At 60.7% G+C, this 17,019-nt stretch carries 19 protein-coding genes and 1 pseudogene; 15 read left to right on the top strand and 5 right to left on the bottom strand.

From position 1 onward, the window contains the following. Nucleotides 1-25: 25 nt before the first annotated feature. The 8 genes and pseudogenes from metG to ACNFCH_RS01645 all read left to right on the top strand — a co-directional run bounded on the left by metG (nucleotide 26) and on the right by ACNFCH_RS01645 (nucleotide 6,543). Nucleotides 26-2,065: a methionine--tRNA ligase gene (metG, locus tag ACNFCH_RS01680; protein ID WP_337157751.1), complete on the top strand. Its 2,040-nt coding sequence runs from the start codon at nucleotides 26-28 to the stop codon at nucleotides 2,063-2,065. A gap of 89 nt (nucleotides 2,066-2,154) precedes the next feature. Then, a complete protein-coding gene (locus ACNFCH_RS01675) occupies nucleotides 2,155-2,703 on the top strand; it encodes an Rnf-Nqr domain containing protein (protein WP_337157752.1) in 549 nt (182 codons plus the stop codon). After that, nucleotides 2,700-3,527: pseudogene (gene rsxB, locus ACNFCH_RS01670) on the top strand (electron transport complex subunit RsxB); the annotation flags it as partial. The gene ACNFCH_RS01675 and the pseudogene rsxB, both read left to right, overlap by 4 nt. A gap of 4 nt (nucleotides 3,528-3,531) precedes the next feature. After that, nucleotides 3,532-4,503 (top strand): RnfABCDGE type electron transport complex subunit D, encoded by a 972-nt coding sequence (locus ACNFCH_RS01665; protein ID WP_337157753.1) that lies wholly within the window; start codon nucleotides 3,532-3,534, stop codon nucleotides 4,501-4,503. Beyond that, nucleotides 4,500-5,102 (top strand): RnfABCDGE type electron transport complex subunit G, encoded by a 603-nt coding sequence (locus ACNFCH_RS01660; RefSeq protein ID WP_416742132.1) that lies wholly within the window; start codon nucleotides 4,500-4,502, stop codon nucleotides 5,100-5,102. Before ACNFCH_RS01665 ends, ACNFCH_RS01660 begins: the two co-directional genes overlap by 4 nt. Then, nucleotides 5,095-5,619, top strand: a complete 525-nt coding sequence (locus ACNFCH_RS01655; RefSeq protein ID WP_416742131.1) for an NADH:quinone oxidoreductase — start codon at nucleotides 5,095-5,097, stop codon at nucleotides 5,617-5,619. Before ACNFCH_RS01660 ends, ACNFCH_RS01655 begins: the two co-directional genes overlap by 8 nt. A 4-nt stretch (nucleotides 5,620-5,623) precedes the next feature. Beyond that, nucleotides 5,624-6,262, top strand: a complete 639-nt coding sequence (gene nth / locus ACNFCH_RS01650; protein WP_070575027.1) for an endonuclease III — start codon at nucleotides 5,624-5,626, stop codon at nucleotides 6,260-6,262. A gap of 104 nt (nucleotides 6,263-6,366) precedes the next feature. Beyond that, the gene (locus ACNFCH_RS01645; protein WP_043213055.1) at nucleotides 6,367-6,543 is read left to right on the top strand and encodes a PA3496 family putative envelope integrity protein; all 177 of its coding nucleotides are present in this window, start codon (nucleotides 6,367-6,369) and stop codon (nucleotides 6,541-6,543) included. A gap of 44 nt (nucleotides 6,544-6,587) precedes the next feature. On the opposite strand, the gene ACNFCH_RS01640 is transcribed toward ACNFCH_RS01645, so the two are convergent. After that, nucleotides 6,588-7,220 carry a response regulator transcription factor gene (locus tag ACNFCH_RS01640; RefSeq protein WP_070093522.1) on the bottom strand — a complete coding sequence of 211 codons (633 nt, stop codon included), beginning with the start codon at nucleotides 7,218-7,220 and terminating at the stop codon, nucleotides 6,588-6,590. A 264-nt stretch (nucleotides 7,221-7,484) separates the two neighbouring features. Here ACNFCH_RS01640 and ACNFCH_RS01635 point away from each other — a divergent pair, with 264 nt between their 5' ends. Continuing rightward, on the top strand, nucleotides 7,485-8,075 hold the full coding sequence (locus tag ACNFCH_RS01635) for a hypothetical protein (RefSeq protein WP_416742130.1): 591 nt from the start codon (nucleotides 7,485-7,487) through the stop codon (nucleotides 8,073-8,075). Between the two features lie 59 nt (nucleotides 8,076-8,134). Here ACNFCH_RS01635 and ACNFCH_RS01630 read toward each other — a convergent pair whose 3' ends face one another. Both ACNFCH_RS01630 and ACNFCH_RS01625 read right to left on the bottom strand, forming a co-directional pair. Then, nucleotides 8,135-9,352: an argininosuccinate synthase gene (locus ACNFCH_RS01630; protein ID WP_196164655.1), complete on the bottom strand. Its 1,218-nt coding sequence runs from the start codon at nucleotides 9,350-9,352 to the stop codon at nucleotides 8,135-8,137. Between the two features lie 128 nt (nucleotides 9,353-9,480). Continuing rightward, a complete protein-coding gene (locus ACNFCH_RS01625) occupies nucleotides 9,481-10,458 on the bottom strand; it encodes a flagellar protein MotY (RefSeq protein ID WP_337157757.1) in 978 nt (325 codons plus the stop codon). Between the two features lie 130 nt (nucleotides 10,459-10,588). On the opposite strand from ACNFCH_RS01625, the gene pyrC reads away from it, so the two are divergent. Both pyrC and rnt read left to right on the top strand, forming a co-directional pair. After that, entirely contained in the window at nucleotides 10,589-11,635 is a 1,047-nt protein-coding gene (gene pyrC, locus ACNFCH_RS01620; protein WP_337157758.1) for a dihydroorotase, read from the top strand. Between the two features lie 56 nt (nucleotides 11,636-11,691). Next, nucleotides 11,692-12,303, top strand: coding sequence for a ribonuclease T (gene rnt / locus ACNFCH_RS01615; protein ID WP_230387848.1), 612 nt, complete (start codon nucleotides 11,692-11,694; stop codon nucleotides 12,301-12,303). Nucleotides 12,304-12,364: 61 nt separating this feature from the next. On the opposite strand, the gene ACNFCH_RS01610 is transcribed toward rnt, so the two are convergent. Next, entirely contained in the window at nucleotides 12,365-12,967 is a 603-nt protein-coding gene (locus tag ACNFCH_RS01610; RefSeq protein ID WP_043206522.1) for a peroxiredoxin, read from the bottom strand. A gap of 214 nt (nucleotides 12,968-13,181) precedes the next feature. Between ACNFCH_RS01610 and ACNFCH_RS01605 the strand changes: the two genes are divergently transcribed. After that, a complete protein-coding gene (locus ACNFCH_RS01605; protein ID WP_337157759.1) occupies nucleotides 13,182-13,403 on the top strand; it encodes a bacterioferritin-associated ferredoxin in 222 nt (73 codons plus the stop codon). A 200-nt stretch (nucleotides 13,404-13,603) separates the two neighbouring features. Next, nucleotides 13,604-14,077 carry a bacterioferritin gene (gene bfr, locus ACNFCH_RS01600; protein ID WP_054891795.1) on the top strand — a complete coding sequence of 158 codons (474 nt, stop codon included), beginning with the start codon at nucleotides 13,604-13,606 and terminating at the stop codon, nucleotides 14,075-14,077. A gap of 108 nt (nucleotides 14,078-14,185) precedes the next feature. Here the strand turns inward: bfr and grxD are convergent, their stop codons facing one another. After that, nucleotides 14,186-14,521: a Grx4 family monothiol glutaredoxin gene (gene grxD / locus ACNFCH_RS01595; protein ID WP_043206518.1), complete on the bottom strand. Its 336-nt coding sequence runs from the start codon at nucleotides 14,519-14,521 to the stop codon at nucleotides 14,186-14,188. Nucleotides 14,522-14,942: 421 nt separating this feature from the next. Here grxD and argF point away from each other — a divergent pair, with 421 nt between their 5' ends. Together argF and ACNFCH_RS01585 are read left to right on the top strand one after the other, a co-directional pair. Beyond that, entirely contained in the window at nucleotides 14,943-15,863 is a 921-nt protein-coding gene (gene argF / locus ACNFCH_RS01590) for an ornithine carbamoyltransferase (RefSeq protein ID WP_337157760.1), read from the top strand. Next, on the top strand, nucleotides 15,860-16,969 hold the full coding sequence (locus ACNFCH_RS01585) for an ABC transporter ATP-binding protein (protein WP_337157761.1): 1,110 nt from the start codon (nucleotides 15,860-15,862) through the stop codon (nucleotides 16,967-16,969). Before argF ends, ACNFCH_RS01585 begins: the two co-directional genes overlap by 4 nt. Nucleotides 16,970-17,019 lie beyond the last annotated feature (50 nt).

Here is a 17,019-nt window from a genome sequence, read left to right as displayed (position 1 = left end):
CGCCAGATTAAGTAGCCGAGCCACCATGTCCGAGCCACGCCAGATTCTCGTCACCAGCGCCCTGCCCTATGCCAACGGTTCAATCCACCTTGGCCATATGCTCGAGTACATCCAGACGGACATGTGGGTTCGCTTCCAAAAGCTGCGCGGCAACCAGTGCATCTACGTCTGCGCCGACGACGCCCACGGCTCGGCCATCATGCTGCGCGCCGAGAAGGAAGGCATCACGCCCGAACAGCTGATCGCCAATGTCCAGGCCGAGCACAGCAGCGACTTCGCCGACTTCCTGGTCGACTTCGACAACTTCCACTCGACCCACTGCGAAGAAAACCGCGAACTGTCGAGCCTCATCTACACCCGCCTGCGCGACGCCGGCCACATCGCCACCCGTTCGGTCACCCAGTATTACGACCCCGAGAAAGGCATGTTCCTGGCCGACCGTTTCATCAAGGGCACCTGCCCCAAATGCGCGGCTGAAGACCAGTACGGCGACAACTGCGAAAAATGCGGTGCCACCTATGCGCCCACTGAGCTGAAGAACCCGAAATCGGCCATCTCCGGCGCCACCCCGGAGCTGCGCGACTCCCAGCACTTCTTCTTCAAGCTCCCGGATTTCCAGGCCATGCTGCAGCAGTGGACCCGCAGCGGCACCCTGCAGGAAGCCGTCTCGAACAAACTCGCCGAGTGGCTGGATTCGGGCCTTCAGGAATGGGACATCTCCCGTGATGCACCGTACTTCGGCTTCGAGATTCCAGGCGAGCCAGGCAAGTACTTCTACGTCTGGCTGGACGCCCCGATCGGCTACATGGCCAGCTTCAAGAACCTCTGCGCGCGTCGTCCGGAACTGGACTTCGACGCGTTCTGGAAAGAAGACTCCAAGGCCGAGCTGTACCACTTCATCGGCAAGGACATCGTCAACTTCCATGCCCTGTTCTGGCCGGCCATGCTCGAAGGTTCGGGCTTCCGTAAACCGACCGGCATCAACGTGCACGGCTACCTGACCGTCAACGGCGCCAAGATGTCCAAGTCGCGCGGCACCTTCATCAAGGCGCGCACCTACCTGGACCACCTGGGCCCCGAATACCTGCGTTACTACTATGCCTCCAAGCTCGGCCGTGGCGTCGACGACCTGGACCTGAACCTCGATGATTTCGTGCAAAAGGTCAACTCCGATCTGGTCGGCAAGGTGGTCAACATCGCCAGCCGCTGCGCAGGCTTCGTGCACAAGGGCAACGAGGGCGTTCTGGTCGCCGGCGACGCCGCCCCCGAGTTGAGCGAGGCTTTCCTCGCCGCCGCGCCGTCGATTGCCGAAGCCTACGAGAACCGTGACTTCTCCCGTGCCATGCGTGAAGTCATGGCCCTGGCCGACCGCGCCAACGCCTGGATCGCCGACAAGGCCCCGTGGTCCCTGGCCAAGCAGGAAGGCAAGCAGGACGAAGTCCAGGCGATCTGCGCCCAGGGCATCAACCTGTTCCGCCAGCTGGTGATCTTCCTCAAGCCGGTACTGCCGCTGCTGGCCGCCGACGCCGAGGCCTTCCTCAACGTCGCGCCCCTGACCTGGAACGATCACCTGTCGCGCCTGGAAAACCACACGCTTAACCCGTTCAAGGCGCTGATGAGCCGTATCGAGCCTGCCAAGGTCGAGGCCATGGTCGCCGCCAGCAAGGAAGACCTGGCCGCCGCCCAATCCACCGTCCCGGCTGGCAACGGCGAGCTGACCAAAGATCCGCTGTCGCCAGAGGTCGAATTCGACACCTTCGCTGCGGTCGACCTGCGCGTGGCGCTGATCGTCAAGGCCGAAGCCGTGGAAGGGGCCGACAAGCTCCTGCGCCTGACCTTGGACATCGGCGACGAGCGTCGCAACGTGTTCTCCGGCATCAAGTCGGCCTATCCAGACCCGGCCAAGCTTGAAGGCCGTCTGACCATGATGGTCGCCAACCTCAAGCCACGCAAAATGCGCTTCGGCGTGTCCGAGGGCATGGTTATGGCAGCCGGCCCTGGCGGCGAAGAAATCTACCTGCTCAGCCCCGACAGCGGCGCCAAACCAGGCCAGCGCATCAAATAAGCGTCCTTCTGCCCCGGCCAAGCGCCGGGGCATTTCCATCCCCTGCCGCCTACCGGATAATGACGGCAGCCCCGGCCATCGGCATCCCCATGAACGACTACGTCTTGGTTCTGGTCAGCGCTGCGCTGGTCAACCACCTGATCCTGCACCGGGCGCCGGTTTCCCGCCTGCGGATCCACGTGCTGGGCGCATCCACAGCCTTGCTCACGCTGCTGGGCCTGCCGCTTGGAAAGCTGTTGCACGATCAGGTATGGATGACATTGGGGCTGCAGGACATGCAACTGTTCCTGTTCCTGCCACTACTGGCGTTACTGGCCTGGGCCATGGCGTATGCACTCAAGCGGATACAACCCACCTGGCCGTTGGAGGGCTTGCCGCTATGGCTGCTCTGCAACAGCCTGGTGCTAGGCTTTCTGCTACAGGTCACCCAGGCGAATGATCGATGGCTGGCCGTGTGGGGCTGGGGCGTGATCGGCGGATTGGGCTTCTGGCTGGCCCTAGCACTGTTCGATGACCTGCGCCAGCGCAGCGATCATCCAGACATTCCCAACGCCTTGCGTGGCCTTCCGATCGAACTGGTCGGCGCTGGGGTGATGGCCATGGCGTTTTCCGGCTTCAACGGATTATTTACACAATGAGTCTGATTCAACGCATCGACGCCCTGCTGCCGCAAACCCAATGTGGCAAATGCGGCCACACGGGCTGCCGGCCTTATGCCCAAGGGCTGGCTGCGGGCGAAGCGATCAATAAATGCCCACCGGGTGGTGAAGAAACCATCGCCGCCCTCGCCCAGTTGCTCAAGGTGCCCGTCATTGCCCTGGACACCGAGCGCGGCAGCGCACCACCGCAGGTCGCCTTCATCCGCGAGGCCGAGTGCATCGGGTGTACCAAATGCATCCAGGCGTGTCCGGTAGATGCCATTGTCGGCGCCGCCAAGCTGATGCACACGGTCATCGCCAGCGAATGCACCGGCTGCGACCTGTGTCTGGCGCCTTGCCCGGTCGATTGCATCGACCTGCTACCCCTGCCGAACAAGATCGTACCGATCGTCGGCGGCCTCGCCCACACCGCTGAAGAGCGCGATGCCCGCGCCAAACGTCGCGACCACGCCCGTCATCGCCACGAACAACGCAATGCCCGACTGCAGCGCGATGAAGCGCGCCGCCAGGCTGAGCGTCTCGCGCGCAGTCCAGGGACCGCAAGCACCCAGACAGCCAGCACCGAGGCAGCGTCCGACCCGATCAAAGCCGCTATCGAACGGGTCAAGGCGCAAAAAGCTGCCAGCAACGATGCTGCGCTCAAGCAGGCCAAGATCGCCGCCGCCATGAGCCGCACGCAACTGAACAAAGCCCGCAGTGCCTTCGGCGCCGCACCGAACGAGGCGCAGCTCGCCCAGTTACACCTGCTGGAGAAAGCAGCCACAGACGCCCAACAGCACCTCGATGCCCTCCAAGCCGGGGCGGATCATGCCCGGGCCTGATCCACGCTTGCAAAGCACCATGGGCCAGGTGCTGCTGGCCTGTGTGCCTGGCCTGCTGGGGTTGCTTTGGCTGTACGGCTGGGGGGTGTTGTTCAACTTGCTGTTCTGCGCAAGTACCGCGCTAGCCTGCGAAGCGCTGCTCCTGGCCCTGCGCGGCCATCCTCCACAGCCGACGCTGGCCGATGGCAGCGCCTTGGTGACCGCCGTGCTGCTGTCCGCCGCACTTCCCTCCCATGCCCCCTGGTGGTTGCCGGTCATCGCCACGAGCATCGCCATCGGCATTGGCAAACAAGCTTTTGGCGGCGTCGGCCGCAACCTCTTCAACCCCGCGATGGTCGGCTATGCCTTCGTGCTCCTGAGCTTCCCGTTGCAGATGAATCAATGGCCGGGCCAATCGCCTGGGCTCATGGAAAGCCTGCACGGACTTTGGGCCCACAGCGGACAAATCGACGCCTGGGCTACCCCAACGGTGCTCGATGGCCTACGTCACAATCGCAGCCTGACCATCGACGAACTGTTCACGCAGCACCCAGGGTTCGGCGCGGTCGGGGGGCGAGGCAGCGAATGGGTGAATGCCGGGTTCCTAGTGGGCGGGCTGTTCCTGCTTCAGCGCAAGATCATCAGCTGGCACGCGCCGGCAGGATTGCTCGGCGGGTTATTCCTGTTCAGTCTGCTGTGCTGGAACGGTTCGGGCTCCGACTCCAATGGCTCGCCCCTGCTGCACCTGTTTTCCGGCTCCACCATGCTGGCCGCGTTCTTCATCGCCACTGAGCCTGTGTCCGGCCCCAAGAGTGCTCAAGCCCGGCTGCTGTTCGGTTTCGGCACGGGTTTACTCATCTACTTGATCCGAACCTGGGGGAGCTACCCCGACGGTACTGCGTTCGCCATCTTACTGATGAACCTTGTCGTGCCGGTTCTGGAGCGATATGCCGCACGCCGCACGCAGGCCATGCCATGAACCGTACAGCGCGTGGTGCCCTGTTGGTGACGATGGTCGGCGTACTGTCACTGGGCGTGACGCTGACCTGGAGGCATTGGACGCGCCCGGCGATCCAGCAAGCCGAGCAACAACTGCAAAACCGTCAATGGCTTTCAGTGCTTCCTGACAGCAGCTACGACAACCAGCCCCTGCAAACGCCCCTGGCCCTGCGCGATGCCCGCCTGCCCCATAGCGAACTGCTCGCCGGCTACCGTGCCACACTGGGGGGAAAGCCGAGCGCCATCTTGCTGCGCAGTCAGGTTCAGGGCTATGCCGGCCCGATAGTCCTGGCGATCGCTATCGCTCCCGATGGCCGCCTGCTGGGCATCCAGGTGCTCGAACAACAAGAAAGCCCAGGACTGGGGGCCCGGTTGATCGATCCTGGCGTGCACTGGTTGGCTCAATTTGCGGGTCACACCGCGACCAGCCGATGGGCACTGAAGCGCGATCAAGGGGACTTCGATCAGCTGGCGGGGGCCACTGTCACCTCACGAGCGGTGATCGACGCTTTGCAGGACGCCTTGCGCTATTTCGACACACATCGAACCGTGCTGCTGGAGGCGCGTGCTCATGACTAGGTTCGGGCTACTGGGAGTGAGCGCGATATCGTTGGTCGGCGCCACTTCGACACTGGCGCAAGGGGTGATGATTGGCCTGTGCGCGGCCGGGATGATCATCATCCACCAGACCTTGATGGTCCCACTGCGCAAGACGCCGGCTGACACTCCCCGCTTGCTGGCCAGTCTGCTGCTGCTCGCGGGTCTGGCCAGTTGCCTGCAATTGGGCTTGAACGCTTGGTCGCTGCCTCTGGCACTGGCGCTCGGCCACTACCCGGCCTTGCTATGCATGCAGAGCCTCGCAGTGGACTACCTGCTGCCCACGACGGAGCGCTGGCGTCATCTTGCTGTTTATGTGGTCGCCCTGTTGGTGCTGTGCACACTGCTTGGCGCCTGTCGACAATGGCTGGCAAGCGGGCCAGGCATCCACCTGGCGAGCCTTGCACCAGGCGGTTTGATACTGCTTGGCCTGCTGCTGGCCCTGTACAATCGCCTGCGCCCGGGGCCTGCCCCCTCACGCCGTCAAGGAAGCCTTTGAGCCCATGAATGCTGCCAAACGCCTCGAGATCTTTCGCAGGCTGCACGAAGACAATCCCGACCCGAAAACCGAACTGGCCTACACCACGCCTTTCGAACTGTTGATTGCTGTGATCCTTTCCGCACAGGCGACAGACGTCGGCGTCAACAAAGCTACCGCTCGACTGTATCCAGTTGCCAATACCCCAGAGGCTATCTATGCCCTGGGTGTCGAAGGACTAAGCGAATACATCAAGACCATCGGCCTCTATAACAGCAAAGCCAAGAACGTCATCGAAACGTGTCGTTTGCTGATTGAGCATCATGGCAGCGAAGTGCCACAGACCCGCGAAGCCCTGGAAGCATTGCCTGGCGTAGGTCGCAAAACTGCGAACGTAGTGCTCAACACCGCCTTCCGCCAGCCCGCCATGGCGGTCGATACGCATATTTTCCGTGTCAGCAATCGCACCGGCATCGCCCCTGGCAAGACCGTGCTGGAGGTGGAAAAGAAACTCATGAAGTTCGTGCCCCGAGACTATCTGCTCGACGCGCACCACTGGCTCATCCTCCATGGACGCTATGTCTGCCAAGCGCGTAAGCCTCGCTGTGGAAGCTGTCGGATCGAAGACTTGTGTGAGTACAAGCACAAAACTTCTGACGATTGATGCAATAGAAAGAAATGGTTGTATACGATTGAAAAAATCTTTTTTACCGGAATCAGGTTTCTCGCTATAAGGACGGCCAACGGCCCTTTGGCTTGGAGTGACTCATGAGCACCGATAAAGACGAGCTGTCAATCGACGACGAATTTTCCACCTCGGAAGACGACGCAGAGCCTCAGGTGGAACCTGCAAAGACCAATTTGAGCAAACGCCGCACCATCGACAACCTTCTCGAGGAGCGGCGCCTGCAAAAGCAACTCGCCGATTTTGACTACGACCTGTGAGGGGTCAGGCGTCCTTATAGCCTCCCTTGCGGAGGCTTGGTGTTTCAGGGGCGGGACAAGCCATGGCGCTGGGCGAGTTCGATGAGATCGACCAGCGAATGGGCATTGAGCTTGAGTAATAGACGCGTCTTGTAGGTGCTCACCGTCTTGTTGCTGAGGAACATGCTGTCAGCGATTTCCTTGTTGCTCTTGCCGCTGGCCAGTTCCTTCAACACCATCACCTCCCTGCCGGAGAGACGCTGGACCATCTCCTCCTCGCTACCGCCTTTCACGCATCCCCGAGTCTTGTGCAGCGCTTGATTGGGGAAATAGCTGTATCCGGACAGCACCGCCTTGATCGCACTGAGCAACTCGGTCAGGTCTTGCTGCTTGCACACATAACCGGCGGCGCCGGCCTGCATGCAACGCATCGAAAAATGCCCCGCAGCCTGCGAGGTCAGCACTAGCACTTTGCTGCCTGGGCTAATGCATGCCATGCGGGCAATGACCTCCAGGCCATCGAGCTTCGGAATACCGATATCCAGTATCACGATGTCCGGAAGATGCTCCCGGATCAATTGCAAGGCATCCACACCATTGTCGGTTTCCGCCACCACCTCGTATCCATGCCGCTCCATCAGCATGCGTACGGCAAGACGAATTACCGGATGATCATCCACGATAAGCACTTTATTCATGCGGCATCCATTGATTCACTATTACAACTCCAAAGCATTACGATAACCGAGCTGACCGCCTTATGGCGCAGCGAAATGCCGCCCATCACCAAGCAGAGAGAGCCCCTACATAAAATAAAGAAATTTCCTACGAACTAATTACTTCAAACTTCTGACAGCAAGGCGCCGCCTACAAACTAACAATAAGCAATATAAAACCCCACCACCATAACGCTTTTGACTTGAAGGAATTCTCTATTCCTGCGGGTAACTTTAGAGAATTCGATGAACATAAAGCGCCACGTCACTCCACGGGAAACAGCTCTATCTTTTCATCTGCCTCAAATCAGGCGAGAGATAGGTAAATATTCGTGGGCCATGACCATGCAAACCGACTCCATCAGCCCTTTGGCAATCATCGCCATCTTCGCTGGCGTCATCGAAGCCTCTGCACTGGCAACGCTGCCGTTTCTCAGCGAGAACAGCCAGGAAATCTACACCTGGTTCCTAGTGGGCTTTCCCTTCTTCCTGACCATGTTGTTTTTCCTGACTTTGAACTTCAACAATCAATCCTTGTACCAGCCACCTCCCCCGGAGGCAGGGGAAAAGACCGACATACATACCTCCCTTGCACGAGCGCCTGAAAACGTCTTGCCAGCGCGATCGCCCTCGACAACACCAGTGCCGGTACAAACCATAAGCATCACCCTCTGCGGCCCGGACACGCGCAAGATCATCGAAACCCATATTCTGCATGCTCTCACCCAGTCTCATGCCCTCCCCCGCAGCTGGATTCTCGACAACCTGGATACCCGTGTTCGCATCAATCTTTCGGTCAGCGCTCTGGGCACTGACGAAAAACGTGATCCCTCCTGAAGTCCAGGCCAAAAAAAAACCCCGGCGCAGGGCCGGGGTTTTCAAGGTACTCGCAAGGATCAGAGCAGTGAACGACCCTTGTTGGCAGCGATGCGCATACGCAGGGCGTTGAGCTTGATGAAGCCTGCAGCATCGGCCTGGTTGTAGGCGCCGCCATCTTCTTCGAAAGTCGCGATATTGGCATCGAACAGCGAATCGTCCGACTTGCGACCGACGACGATGACGTTGCCCTTGTACAGCTTCAAGCGGACAACGCCGTTAACGTTGGTCTGGGAGGCGTCGATCATCTGTTGCAGCATCAGACGCTCCGGGCTCCACCAGTAGCCGGTGTAGATCAGGCTGGCGTACTTCGGCATCAGCTCATCTTTCAGGTGAGCGACTTCGCGGTCCAGGGTGATCGATTCGATGGCACGGTGGGCCTTGAGCATGATGGTGCCGCCAGGGGTTTCGTAGCAACCGCGGGACTTCATGCCCACGTAGCGGTTCTCGACGATGTCCAGACGACCGATGCCGTTGGCGCCGCCGATACGGTTCAGCTCGGCCAGCACGGTGGCGGGGGTCATCTCGACGCCGTCGATAGCGACGATATCACCGTTGCGGTAGGTCAGTTCGATGTAGGTAGCCTGATCTGGGGCGTTCTCCGGAGAGACACTCCAGCGCCACATGTCTTCCTCGTGCTCGGTCCAGGTATCTTCCAGGACACCGCCTTCGTAGGAGATGTGCAGCAGGTTGGCGTCCATCGAGTACGGCGACTTCTTCTTGCCGTGGCGCTCGATCGGAATGCCGTGCTTTTCGGCGTAGTCCATCAGCTTCTCGCGGGACAGCAGATCCCACTCACGCCATGGTGCGATGACCTTGACGCCTGGCTTGAGCGCATAGGCGCCCAGCTCGAAGCGCACCTGGTCGTTACCCTTGCCGGTGGCACCGTGGGAAATGGCATCGGCGCCAGTTTCGTTGGCGATTTCGATCAGACGCTTGGCGATCAGCGGGCGGGCGATGGAAGTACCCAGCAGGTACTCGCCTTCGTAGACGGTGTTGGCGCGGAACATCGGGAAAACGAAATCACGCACGAACTCTTCGCGCAGGTCGTCGATGTAGATTTCTTTCACGCCCATCGCCTGGGCCTTGGCGCGGGCCGGCTCGACCTCTTCGCCCTGCCCCAGGTCAGCGGTGAAGGTCACCACTTCGCAGTTGTAGGTATCCTGCAGCCACTTGAGAATCACCGAAGTATCAAGGCCGCCGGAATACGCCAGTACGACCTTTTTTACGTCCGCCATGCCATCACTCCACGGGGTTGTACGGAAAGCGGTTGATTCTACCGGCCCCACTGAAATATTTACAATGGGGCGACAGCTTGTGACGACAAAGCGACAGTAACGGTCAAGACCGCGACCAGCGGTCGCATTCAGGCGGTTTTGCCGGCAACTGGACGCGGCGCAGCGGCCGCCGGTGCTGCTGGAGGCGTGGCGGCAGGGGCTGCCGGCGGCTGTAGCGTGGGTTTTTCAGGCGCTTTTTCCACCGGCTTTTCGACGGGCGTGACACGGTCCAGCTGGATGTTCACCCGGCGATTGCGTGCGCGGTTGGCGGCGCTGTTGTTCTTGGCCAGCGGGTAACGCTCGCCGTGGAAGCGCACGGTGATCTGCTCCTCTGGCACGCCATGGGCCTTGAGGTAATCGGCAACCGCCAGCGCCCGGCGCCGTGAGGTGTCCCGGTTGGTCAAGCGATTGCCGCTGTTGTCGGAGTGGCCATCGAGCTCGATGTGGTTCACCGACGGATCGGCCTTGAGATAGTCCAGGATCACGTCCAGACGTGCCCTGGCCGAGCTGTCCAGCTCGATGCCGCGAGGGAAGCCTACCTGGGTCTGGCGGATCTGATCGAAGTTCATCGGCAACAATTTGCTGGCGCACACTTGGTAGTCGCCATATGCCTTGGCGAAGCTGACAGGCAGCACACGCACTTCCATGGGCCTGCCACCTTCGCCGGTGTAGTTGCGCACCACTGTGCTGCGCCCATCGAGCAAGCCATTGATCAAGCGACTGGCCTGGCCCTGGGTCGAGGTGAACAGCACGCCGGTACGGCCCATGCGCACCGAGCCGAGGTTGATATCGCCGCGTCCGGGCTGCCACGGCGCAGCCGCGGCCAACAGCGTCGCGCCCCCCGCGCCCAGCGCATTGGTGTGCGAGCGCAACTGGAAGATCGGCTGCTCACCGGCCCTGCGCACGAACTCACCGCTGCCAAAACCGTCGATCGGCTGGACAAGGCGACATTCGAACTGGTCCCCCTCGACGTTCCAGGTAACGTTCTCCACGCGAGTCTGGAAGGTCAATGCCCCGGCCGGCAGGCTGGCAAGCAAGGTGAACAGGGCTAGGTAACGCTGGCGCACGGGCGGCTCCACTGATTCTGACGGCTTACCTGCAAGCTATCGGACGCTTGCGCGAAAACTTGATAGCCGTGCTCGCACCAGGGTTTTCCGGTAGCATGGGGGCTTGAGTTCGACCCGCCTGGAATCCCCAATGTCCGATCGCCTGACCCTCCTGCGTCCCGACGACTGGCACATCCATCTGCGCGATGGTGCCGTCCTGCCCCATACCGTTGGCGATGTGGCGCGCACCTTCGCCCGCGCCATCATCATGCCCAACCTCGTCCCGCCGGTCCGCAATGCCGTCGAGGCCGGTGCGTATCGTGAGCGCATCCTGGCCGCGCGTCCGGCCGGCAGCCGCTTCGAGCCGTTGATGGTGCTGTACCTCACCGACCGAACCAGCGCCGAGGACATCCGCGCGGCCAAGGCCAGCGGATTCGTGTATGCCGCCAAGATGTACCCGGCCGGCGCCACCACCAACTCCGACTCGGGCGTGACCAGCCTGGACAACATCACACCAGCGCTCGAAGCCCTGGCCGAGACCGGCATGCCGCTGTTGGTGCACGGTGAGGTGACCCGTGCCGAAGTCGATGTGTTCGACCGCGAGAAGCGCTTCATCGACGAGCACCTGGTTCGCCTGGTCGAGCGTTTCCCGACCCTGAAGGTGGTGTTCGAGCACATCACCACCGCCGACGCCGCGCAGTTCGTCCTGCAGGCCCCGGCCAACGTCGGCGCGACCATCACCGCCCAGCACCTGCTGTACAACCGCAACCACATGTTGGTGGGCGGGATCCGTCCGCACTTCTATTGCCTGCCGATCCTCAAGCGCAACACCCATCAGGTGGCCCTGCTGGACGCGGCCACCAGCGGCAACAGCAAGTTCTTCCTGGGGACCGACTCGGCGCCACACGCCCGTCACGCCAAGGAAGCCGCTTGCGGGTGCGCCGGCTGCTACACCGCCTATGCCGCCATCGAGCTGTATGCCGAGGCGTTCGAGCAGCGTAATGCCCTGGACAAGCTGGAAGGCTTCGCCAGCCTGCACGGCCCGGCCTTCTACGGCCTGCCGGCGAACACCGACACCATTACCCTGGTTCGCGAGGAGTGGACTGCTCCGGACAGCCTGCCACTGGGCGACAACACTGTGATTCCCCTGCGCGCGGGCGAGAAGCTGCGCTGGCGTCTGCTGGAGGGCCAGGCGTGAGCGAAGCGTTCTACGAAGAGGACCAGGAAGGTCAAGGCGGCGGCGCTCGCCATCCGATGGCCGAGCGTTTCCGCGGTTACCTGCCCGTCGTGGTGGACGTTGAAACCGGCGGATTCAACAGTGCGACCGATGCATTGCTGGAAATCGCCGCAGTCACCATCGGCATGGACGAAAAGGGCTTCCTGTTCCCGGAGCACACCTACTTCTACCGGGTCGAGCCGTTCGAAGGGGCCAACATCGAGCCGGCTGCCTTGGAGTTTACCGGTATCAAGCTGGACCACCCGCTGCGCATGGCGGTTAGCGAGGAAACTGCGCTCACCGACATCTTCCGCGGCGTGCGCAAGGCGTTGAAGGCCAATGGCTGCAAACGGGCAATTCTGGTCGGGCACAACAGCAGCTTCGACCTGAACTTCCTCAATGCCGCGGTGGCACGCACCGACCTCAAACGCAATCCGTTCCACCCGTTCTCCAGCTTCGACACGGCCACCCTGGCCGGCCTGGCCTACGGCCAGACCGTGTTGGCACGGGCCTGCCAGAGCGCCGACATCGACTTCGATGGTCGTGAGGCCCACTCTGCCCGCTACGACACGGAGAAAACCGCCGAGTTGTTCTGCGGCATCGTCAACCGCTGGAAGGAAATGGGCGGCTGGCGCGACTTCAATGATTGAGCTCGAACCCAACGCATAAAAAAACCGGCCACGAAGGCCGGTTTTTTTATGCGCGTGACAATTACAGCTTGCCAGCGTTCTCGCTCAGGTAGGCAGCGACGCCTTCCGGCGAAGCGGTCATGCCTTTGTCGCCTTTCTTCCAGTTGGCAGGGCAGACTTCGCCGTGCTCTTCGTGGAATTGCAGAGCGTCGACCAGGCGCAGCAGTTCGTCCATGTTACGGCCCAGTGGCAGGTCGTTGACGATCTGCGAACGGACGACGCCGTTCTTGTCGATCAGGAAGGCGCCACGGAAGGCAACACCGCCTTCGGACTCGACGTCATAGGCCTTGCAGATGTCGTGGGCGATGTCAGCTGCCAGGGTGTACTTGACCTGGCCGATGCCGCCTTTGTCGACCGGGGTGTTACGCCAGGCGTTGTGGGTGAAGTGCGAGTCGATCGACACGCCGATCACTTCCACGCCGCGCGCCTGGAAGTCAGGGATGCGGTGGTCCAGGGCGATCAGCTCGGACGGGCAGACGAAGGTGAAGTCCAGCGGGTAGAAGAATACCAGGCCGTACTTGCCTTTGATGGCCGAAGCCAGGTTGAAGCTGTCGACGATTTCGCCGTTGCCCAGCACGGCTGGGACGGTGAAGTCAGGGGCTTGTTTACCAACGAGTACGCTCATTCGTGATCTCCTGAGGGTGATGAAATACCGATGCCTGGGTGGGCGGAGCCGCCCGGCATCCAGCAAAGGTCGCCCATCATACACGGCTTCTGGTGACAGGCCGAATCCAACCACCGGTCGCTCAAGCCCGGGGCTCGCCGAAAGTTCTTTGACACGCATTCTCATTACCATTAAGCTCCACCCCATCGAGCCTCAACCAGCGATGGTCTCCCCTATGTATGTGTGTCTTTGTGTCGGCGTCACCGACGGACAGATCCGCGATGCGATCTATGAAGGATGCTGCAGCTACAAGGAAGTCCGAGCCGCCACCAATGTGGGCAGCCAATGTGGTAAATGCGCGTGCCTGGCCAAGCAGGTAGTCCGCGACACACTGACCGAACTCCAGGTCAGTCAGCAAGCCGCCCTGCCCTACCCCGTTGAATTCACCGCGGCCTGAAACCAGAGAATTCGAAGAACCGGACCAAGTGTCCGGTTTTTTTATGCCTAGAATTCAAGAAGTTAGCGTTCTAACGCGGTTCACAAACATTCTTATTCCTATTAATTTTCACTTACTATTCAATAACTTAGGTTTGACAGAGGGCATTTGCGGGATCAGACTTCTTGTATTGACACATTTCAACAGGGCAGGAACCCGACATGAAAGGCGACGTAAGCGTCATCCAGCATCTCAACAAGATCCTCGGAAACGAGCTGGTCGCAATCAACCAGTACTTCCTGCACGCACGTATGTATGAAGACTGGGGTCTGAACAAACTCGGCAAGCATGAGTACAAGGAATCCATCGATGAAATGAAGCACGCTGACAAACTGATCAAGCGTATTCTCTTCCTCGAAGGCATCCCCAACGTGCAGGACCTGGGCAAGTTGCTGATCGGCGAACACACCAAGGAAATGCTCGAATGCGACCTGAAGATCGAGCAGAAGGGCCTGGTCGATCTCAAGGCTGCGATCGCTCACTGCGAGACCGTTGGCGACTTTGGCTCTCGCGAACTGCTTGAAGATATCCTCGAGTCCGAGGAAGAACACATCGACTGGCTGGAAACCCAACTAGGCCTGATCGACAAGATCGGCATCGAGAACTACCTGCAGTCGCAGATGGGCGAAGAATAAATTGAGTCAGGCATGAAAAAGCCCCGCCATGTGCGGGGCTTTTTCATGCCTGTCTGTGAAACTTTGTCAGCCCCGCCAGGCCTGTTCGGTCGCGGGGCTGAAGCAGGATCAGGCTTCGGAGGCCTTGGCCTTGGCGGCGGCTTCCTTGATCAGGGTCTGCAGCTCACCCTTCTCGAACATTTCGAGCATGATGTCGCTGCCGCCGACCAGCTCACCACCGACCCACAGTTGCGGGAAGGTTGGCCAGTTGGCGTATTTGGGCAGGTTGGCGCGGATTTCCGGGTTCTGCAGGATGTCGACGTAGGCAAATTTCTCGCCACAACCCATCACGGCCTGCGCAGCACGCGCCGAGAAGCCGCACTGCGGGGCATTCGGCGAGCCTTTCATGTAAAGCAGAATGGTGTTGTTGGCGATCTGCTCTTTGATTGTTTCGATGATATCCATGAAGCACCTCGGCTGAACTTTCCGACGCGATCGTCGGCACGGTGACGCATTGTAACGGAAAGCCGAGCAGCATGCTCGGCCTTGCCAGCACCGCAGCGGCCTTCACATGCGCATCGCCGCCGCGCAGTGACCTGAACATCCCCCGCCTTGTGATGCGCGATTCGCGACAAGGGGTTTGCCAAACCGTCGGCAAGCCGTGTACAACCCCTGTAGAAAATAAAAAACAGCTGCCTCACAAGGGGTTATGACACCCGCTGTAATAGAGCCGCTGTTTCCCCTCTTGGTTTGAGGCGACATTTAATTATAGTATTGCGCCTTTCCCTATTCCGTCCGCCTCGTGCGGCTTACGCCGCAGGTCACTCCCGTTGTCAACAAAACCATACGGTCGACCTGCAAACCGTTGCAGATAAGGTAGTCAATCATGAGCGCTAGGCACTTTCTCTCCCTGCTGGATTTCACCACCGACGAATTGCTCGGTGTGATCCGCCGAGGCATCGAGCTGAAGGACCTGCGCAAGCGAGGCGTGCTGTTCGAGCCCCTGAAGAACCGCGTATTGGGGATGATCTTCGAAAAGTCCTCGACCCGTACCCGCGTGTCCTTCGAGGCCGGCATGATCCAGCTGGGCGGGCAGGCCATCTTCCTGTCGCCACGTGACACCCAGCTGGGCCGTGGCGAGCCGATCAGCGACAGCGCCATCGTCCTGTCGAGCATGCTCGACGTGGTGATGATCCGCACCCATGCCCACAGCACCTTGACCGAATTCGCCGCCCATTCGCGCGTCCCGGTGATCAATGCCCTGTCCGATGAGTCGCACCCGTGCCAGTTGCTGGCCGACATGCAGACCTTCCTCGAACACCGTGGCTCGATCCAGGGCAAGACCGTGGCTTGGATCGGCGATGGCTTCAACATGTGCAACTCCTATATCGAAGCCGCCCACCAGTTCGACTTCCAACTGCGCATCGCCTGCCCGGAAGGCTACGAGCCCGATCCGCGCTTCCTCCAGTTAGGCGGCGAGCGTGTGACCATCGTCCGTGATCCCAAGGAGGCCGTGCGCGGTGCACACCTTGTGACCACCGATGTCTGGACTTCCATGGGGCAGGAGGAGGAAACTGCACGGCGCCTGGCGCATTTCGCGCCCTACCAAGTCACTCGCGAATTGCTCGACTTGGCGGCACCCGACGCCCTGTTCATGCATTGCCTGCCCGCCCACCGTGGCGAGGAAATCAGCCAGGATCTGCTCGACGACCCACGTTCGGTCGCCTGGGACCAGGCTGAAAACCGCCTGCATGCGCAGAAGGCCCTTCTGGAATTCCTTGTAGAACCGGCTTACCACCACGCATGAGTCATCCGCTACTGCTCAACCTGCGCAACCTGGCCTGTGGCTATGGCGACCAGCGCATCGTCCAGAACCTCAATCTGCACCTGAACGCAGGCGACATCGGTTGCCTGCTGGGGTCTTCAGGTTGCGGCAAGACCACAACCCTGCGCGCCATCGCCGGTTTCGAGCCGGTGCATGAGGGCGAGATCCAGCTGGCCGGCGAGGTCATTTCCCGCGCAGGGTTCACCCTGGCGCCGGAGAAACGCCGCATCGGCATGGTATTCCAGGACTATGCACTGTTCCCCCACCTGACCGTTGCACAGAACATCGCCTTCGGCATTGGCAAGCATCCGCGCCAAGGTGAGGTGGTCGATGAAATGCTGGAGCTGGTCAAGCTCGGCGGCCTGGGTGGTCGTTACCCCCACGAGCTGTCCGGCGGCCAGCAACAACGGGTGGCCCTGGCCCGCGCCTTGGCCCCGGAACCGCAGTTGCTGCTGCTCGACGAGCCCTTCTCCAACTTGGACGTCGAGCTGCGCCGCCGTCTGAGCCATGAAGTGCGCGACATCCTCAAGAGCCGCGGCACCAGCGCCATTCTGGTCACCCATGACCAGGAAGAAGCCTTCGCCGTGAGCGATCACGTGGGCGTGTTCAAAGAAGGCCGCCTGGAGCAGTGGGATACCCCCTACAACCTCTATCACGAGCCGCAGACGCCGTTCGTCGCCAGCTTCATCGGCCAGGGCTACTTCATCCGTGGCCAGATGAGCAGCCATGACGCGGTCAATACCGAACTGGGCGAACTGCGCGGCAACCGTGCCTACAGCATGGCGCTGGGCAGCTCGGTAGACGTGTTGCTGCGTCCGGATGACATCCTCCATTCGCCTGACAGCAACTTGCGCGCGAACATCATCGGCAAGAGCTTCCTCGGCGCATCGACGCTGTATCGCCTGCAGTTACCCACCGGCAGTCAGCTGGAGGCGATCTTCCCGAGCCATATCGATCATCAGATCGGTCAGGATGTCGGCATCAGCGTGGCGGCAGACCATCTGGTGCTGTTCCCGGTACCTGGCAGCGTCGCAGCGCAGTTGCCACGTCAGGAGAACGGCGTTCGCCGCTACAGCTCGGCGACCTGAACAATCCGAAAAGGGCCGCCGGGCGGCCCATTCCCGGTTGTCGCTAACGC

Origin of the sequence: Pseudomonas sp. NY15354, from assembly GCF_048068075.1 — a bacterium.
GTDB lineage: Bacteria > Pseudomonadota > Gammaproteobacteria > Pseudomonadales > Pseudomonadaceae > Aquipseudomonas > Aquipseudomonas guariconensis_C.
Note: the sequence above shows the minus strand (reverse complement) of the source record. Positions and strands in the feature narration are given on the sequence as shown.

What these genes read in the sequence shown, in the direction of transcription:
- nth (WP_070575027.1), top strand. Translation starts at nt 5,624, where the DNA reads ATGAATGCTGCCAAACGCCTCGAGATCTTTCGCAGGCTGCACGAAGAC.
- bfr (WP_054891795.1), top strand. Translation starts at nt 13,604, where the DNA reads ATGAAAGGCGACGTAAGCGTCATCCAGCATCTCAACAAGATCCTCGGA.
- ACNFCH_RS01635 (WP_416742130.1), top strand. Translation starts at nt 7,485, where the DNA reads ATGAACATAAAGCGCCACGTCACTCCACGGGAAACAGCTCTATCTTTT.
- ACNFCH_RS01605 (WP_337157759.1), top strand. Translation starts at nt 13,182, where the DNA reads ATGTATGTGTGTCTTTGTGTCGGCGTCACCGACGGACAGATCCGCGAT.
- ACNFCH_RS01645 (WP_043213055.1), top strand. Translation starts at nt 6,367, where the DNA reads ATGAGCACCGATAAAGACGAGCTGTCAATCGACGACGAATTTTCCACC.
- ACNFCH_RS01660 (WP_416742132.1), top strand. Translation starts at nt 4,500, where the DNA reads ATGAACCGTACAGCGCGTGGTGCCCTGTTGGTGACGATGGTCGGCGTA.
- ACNFCH_RS01585 (WP_337157761.1), top strand. Translation starts at nt 15,860, where the DNA reads ATGAGTCATCCGCTACTGCTCAACCTGCGCAACCTGGCCTGTGGCTAT.
- rnt (WP_230387848.1), top strand. Translation starts at nt 11,692, where the DNA reads ATGGCCGAGCGTTTCCGCGGTTACCTGCCCGTCGTGGTGGACGTTGAA.
- argF (WP_337157760.1), top strand. Translation starts at nt 14,943, where the DNA reads ATGAGCGCTAGGCACTTTCTCTCCCTGCTGGATTTCACCACCGACGAA.
- ACNFCH_RS01640 (WP_070093522.1), bottom strand. Translation starts at nt 7,220, where the DNA reads ATGAATAAAGTGCTTATCGTGGATGATCATCCGGTAATTCGTCTTGCC.
- ACNFCH_RS01630 (WP_196164655.1), bottom strand. Translation starts at nt 9,352, where the DNA reads ATGGCGGACGTAAAAAAGGTCGTACTGGCGTATTCCGGCGGCCTTGAT.
- ACNFCH_RS01610 (WP_043206522.1), bottom strand. Translation starts at nt 12,967, where the DNA reads ATGAGCGTACTCGTTGGTAAACAAGCCCCTGACTTCACCGTCCCAGCC.
- grxD (WP_043206518.1), bottom strand. Translation starts at nt 14,521, where the DNA reads ATGGATATCATCGAAACAATCAAAGAGCAGATCGCCAACAACACCATT.
- ACNFCH_RS01655 (WP_416742131.1), top strand. Translation starts at nt 5,095, where the DNA reads ATGACTAGGTTCGGGCTACTGGGAGTGAGCGCGATATCGTTGGTCGGC.
- ACNFCH_RS01665 (WP_337157753.1), top strand. Translation starts at nt 3,532, where the DNA reads ATGCCCGGGCCTGATCCACGCTTGCAAAGCACCATGGGCCAGGTGCTG.
- pyrC (WP_337157758.1), top strand. Translation starts at nt 10,589, where the DNA reads ATGTCCGATCGCCTGACCCTCCTGCGTCCCGACGACTGGCACATCCAT.
- ACNFCH_RS01675 (WP_337157752.1), top strand. Translation starts at nt 2,155, where the DNA reads ATGAACGACTACGTCTTGGTTCTGGTCAGCGCTGCGCTGGTCAACCAC.
- metG (WP_337157751.1), top strand. Translation starts at nt 26, where the DNA reads ATGTCCGAGCCACGCCAGATTCTCGTCACCAGCGCCCTGCCCTATGCC.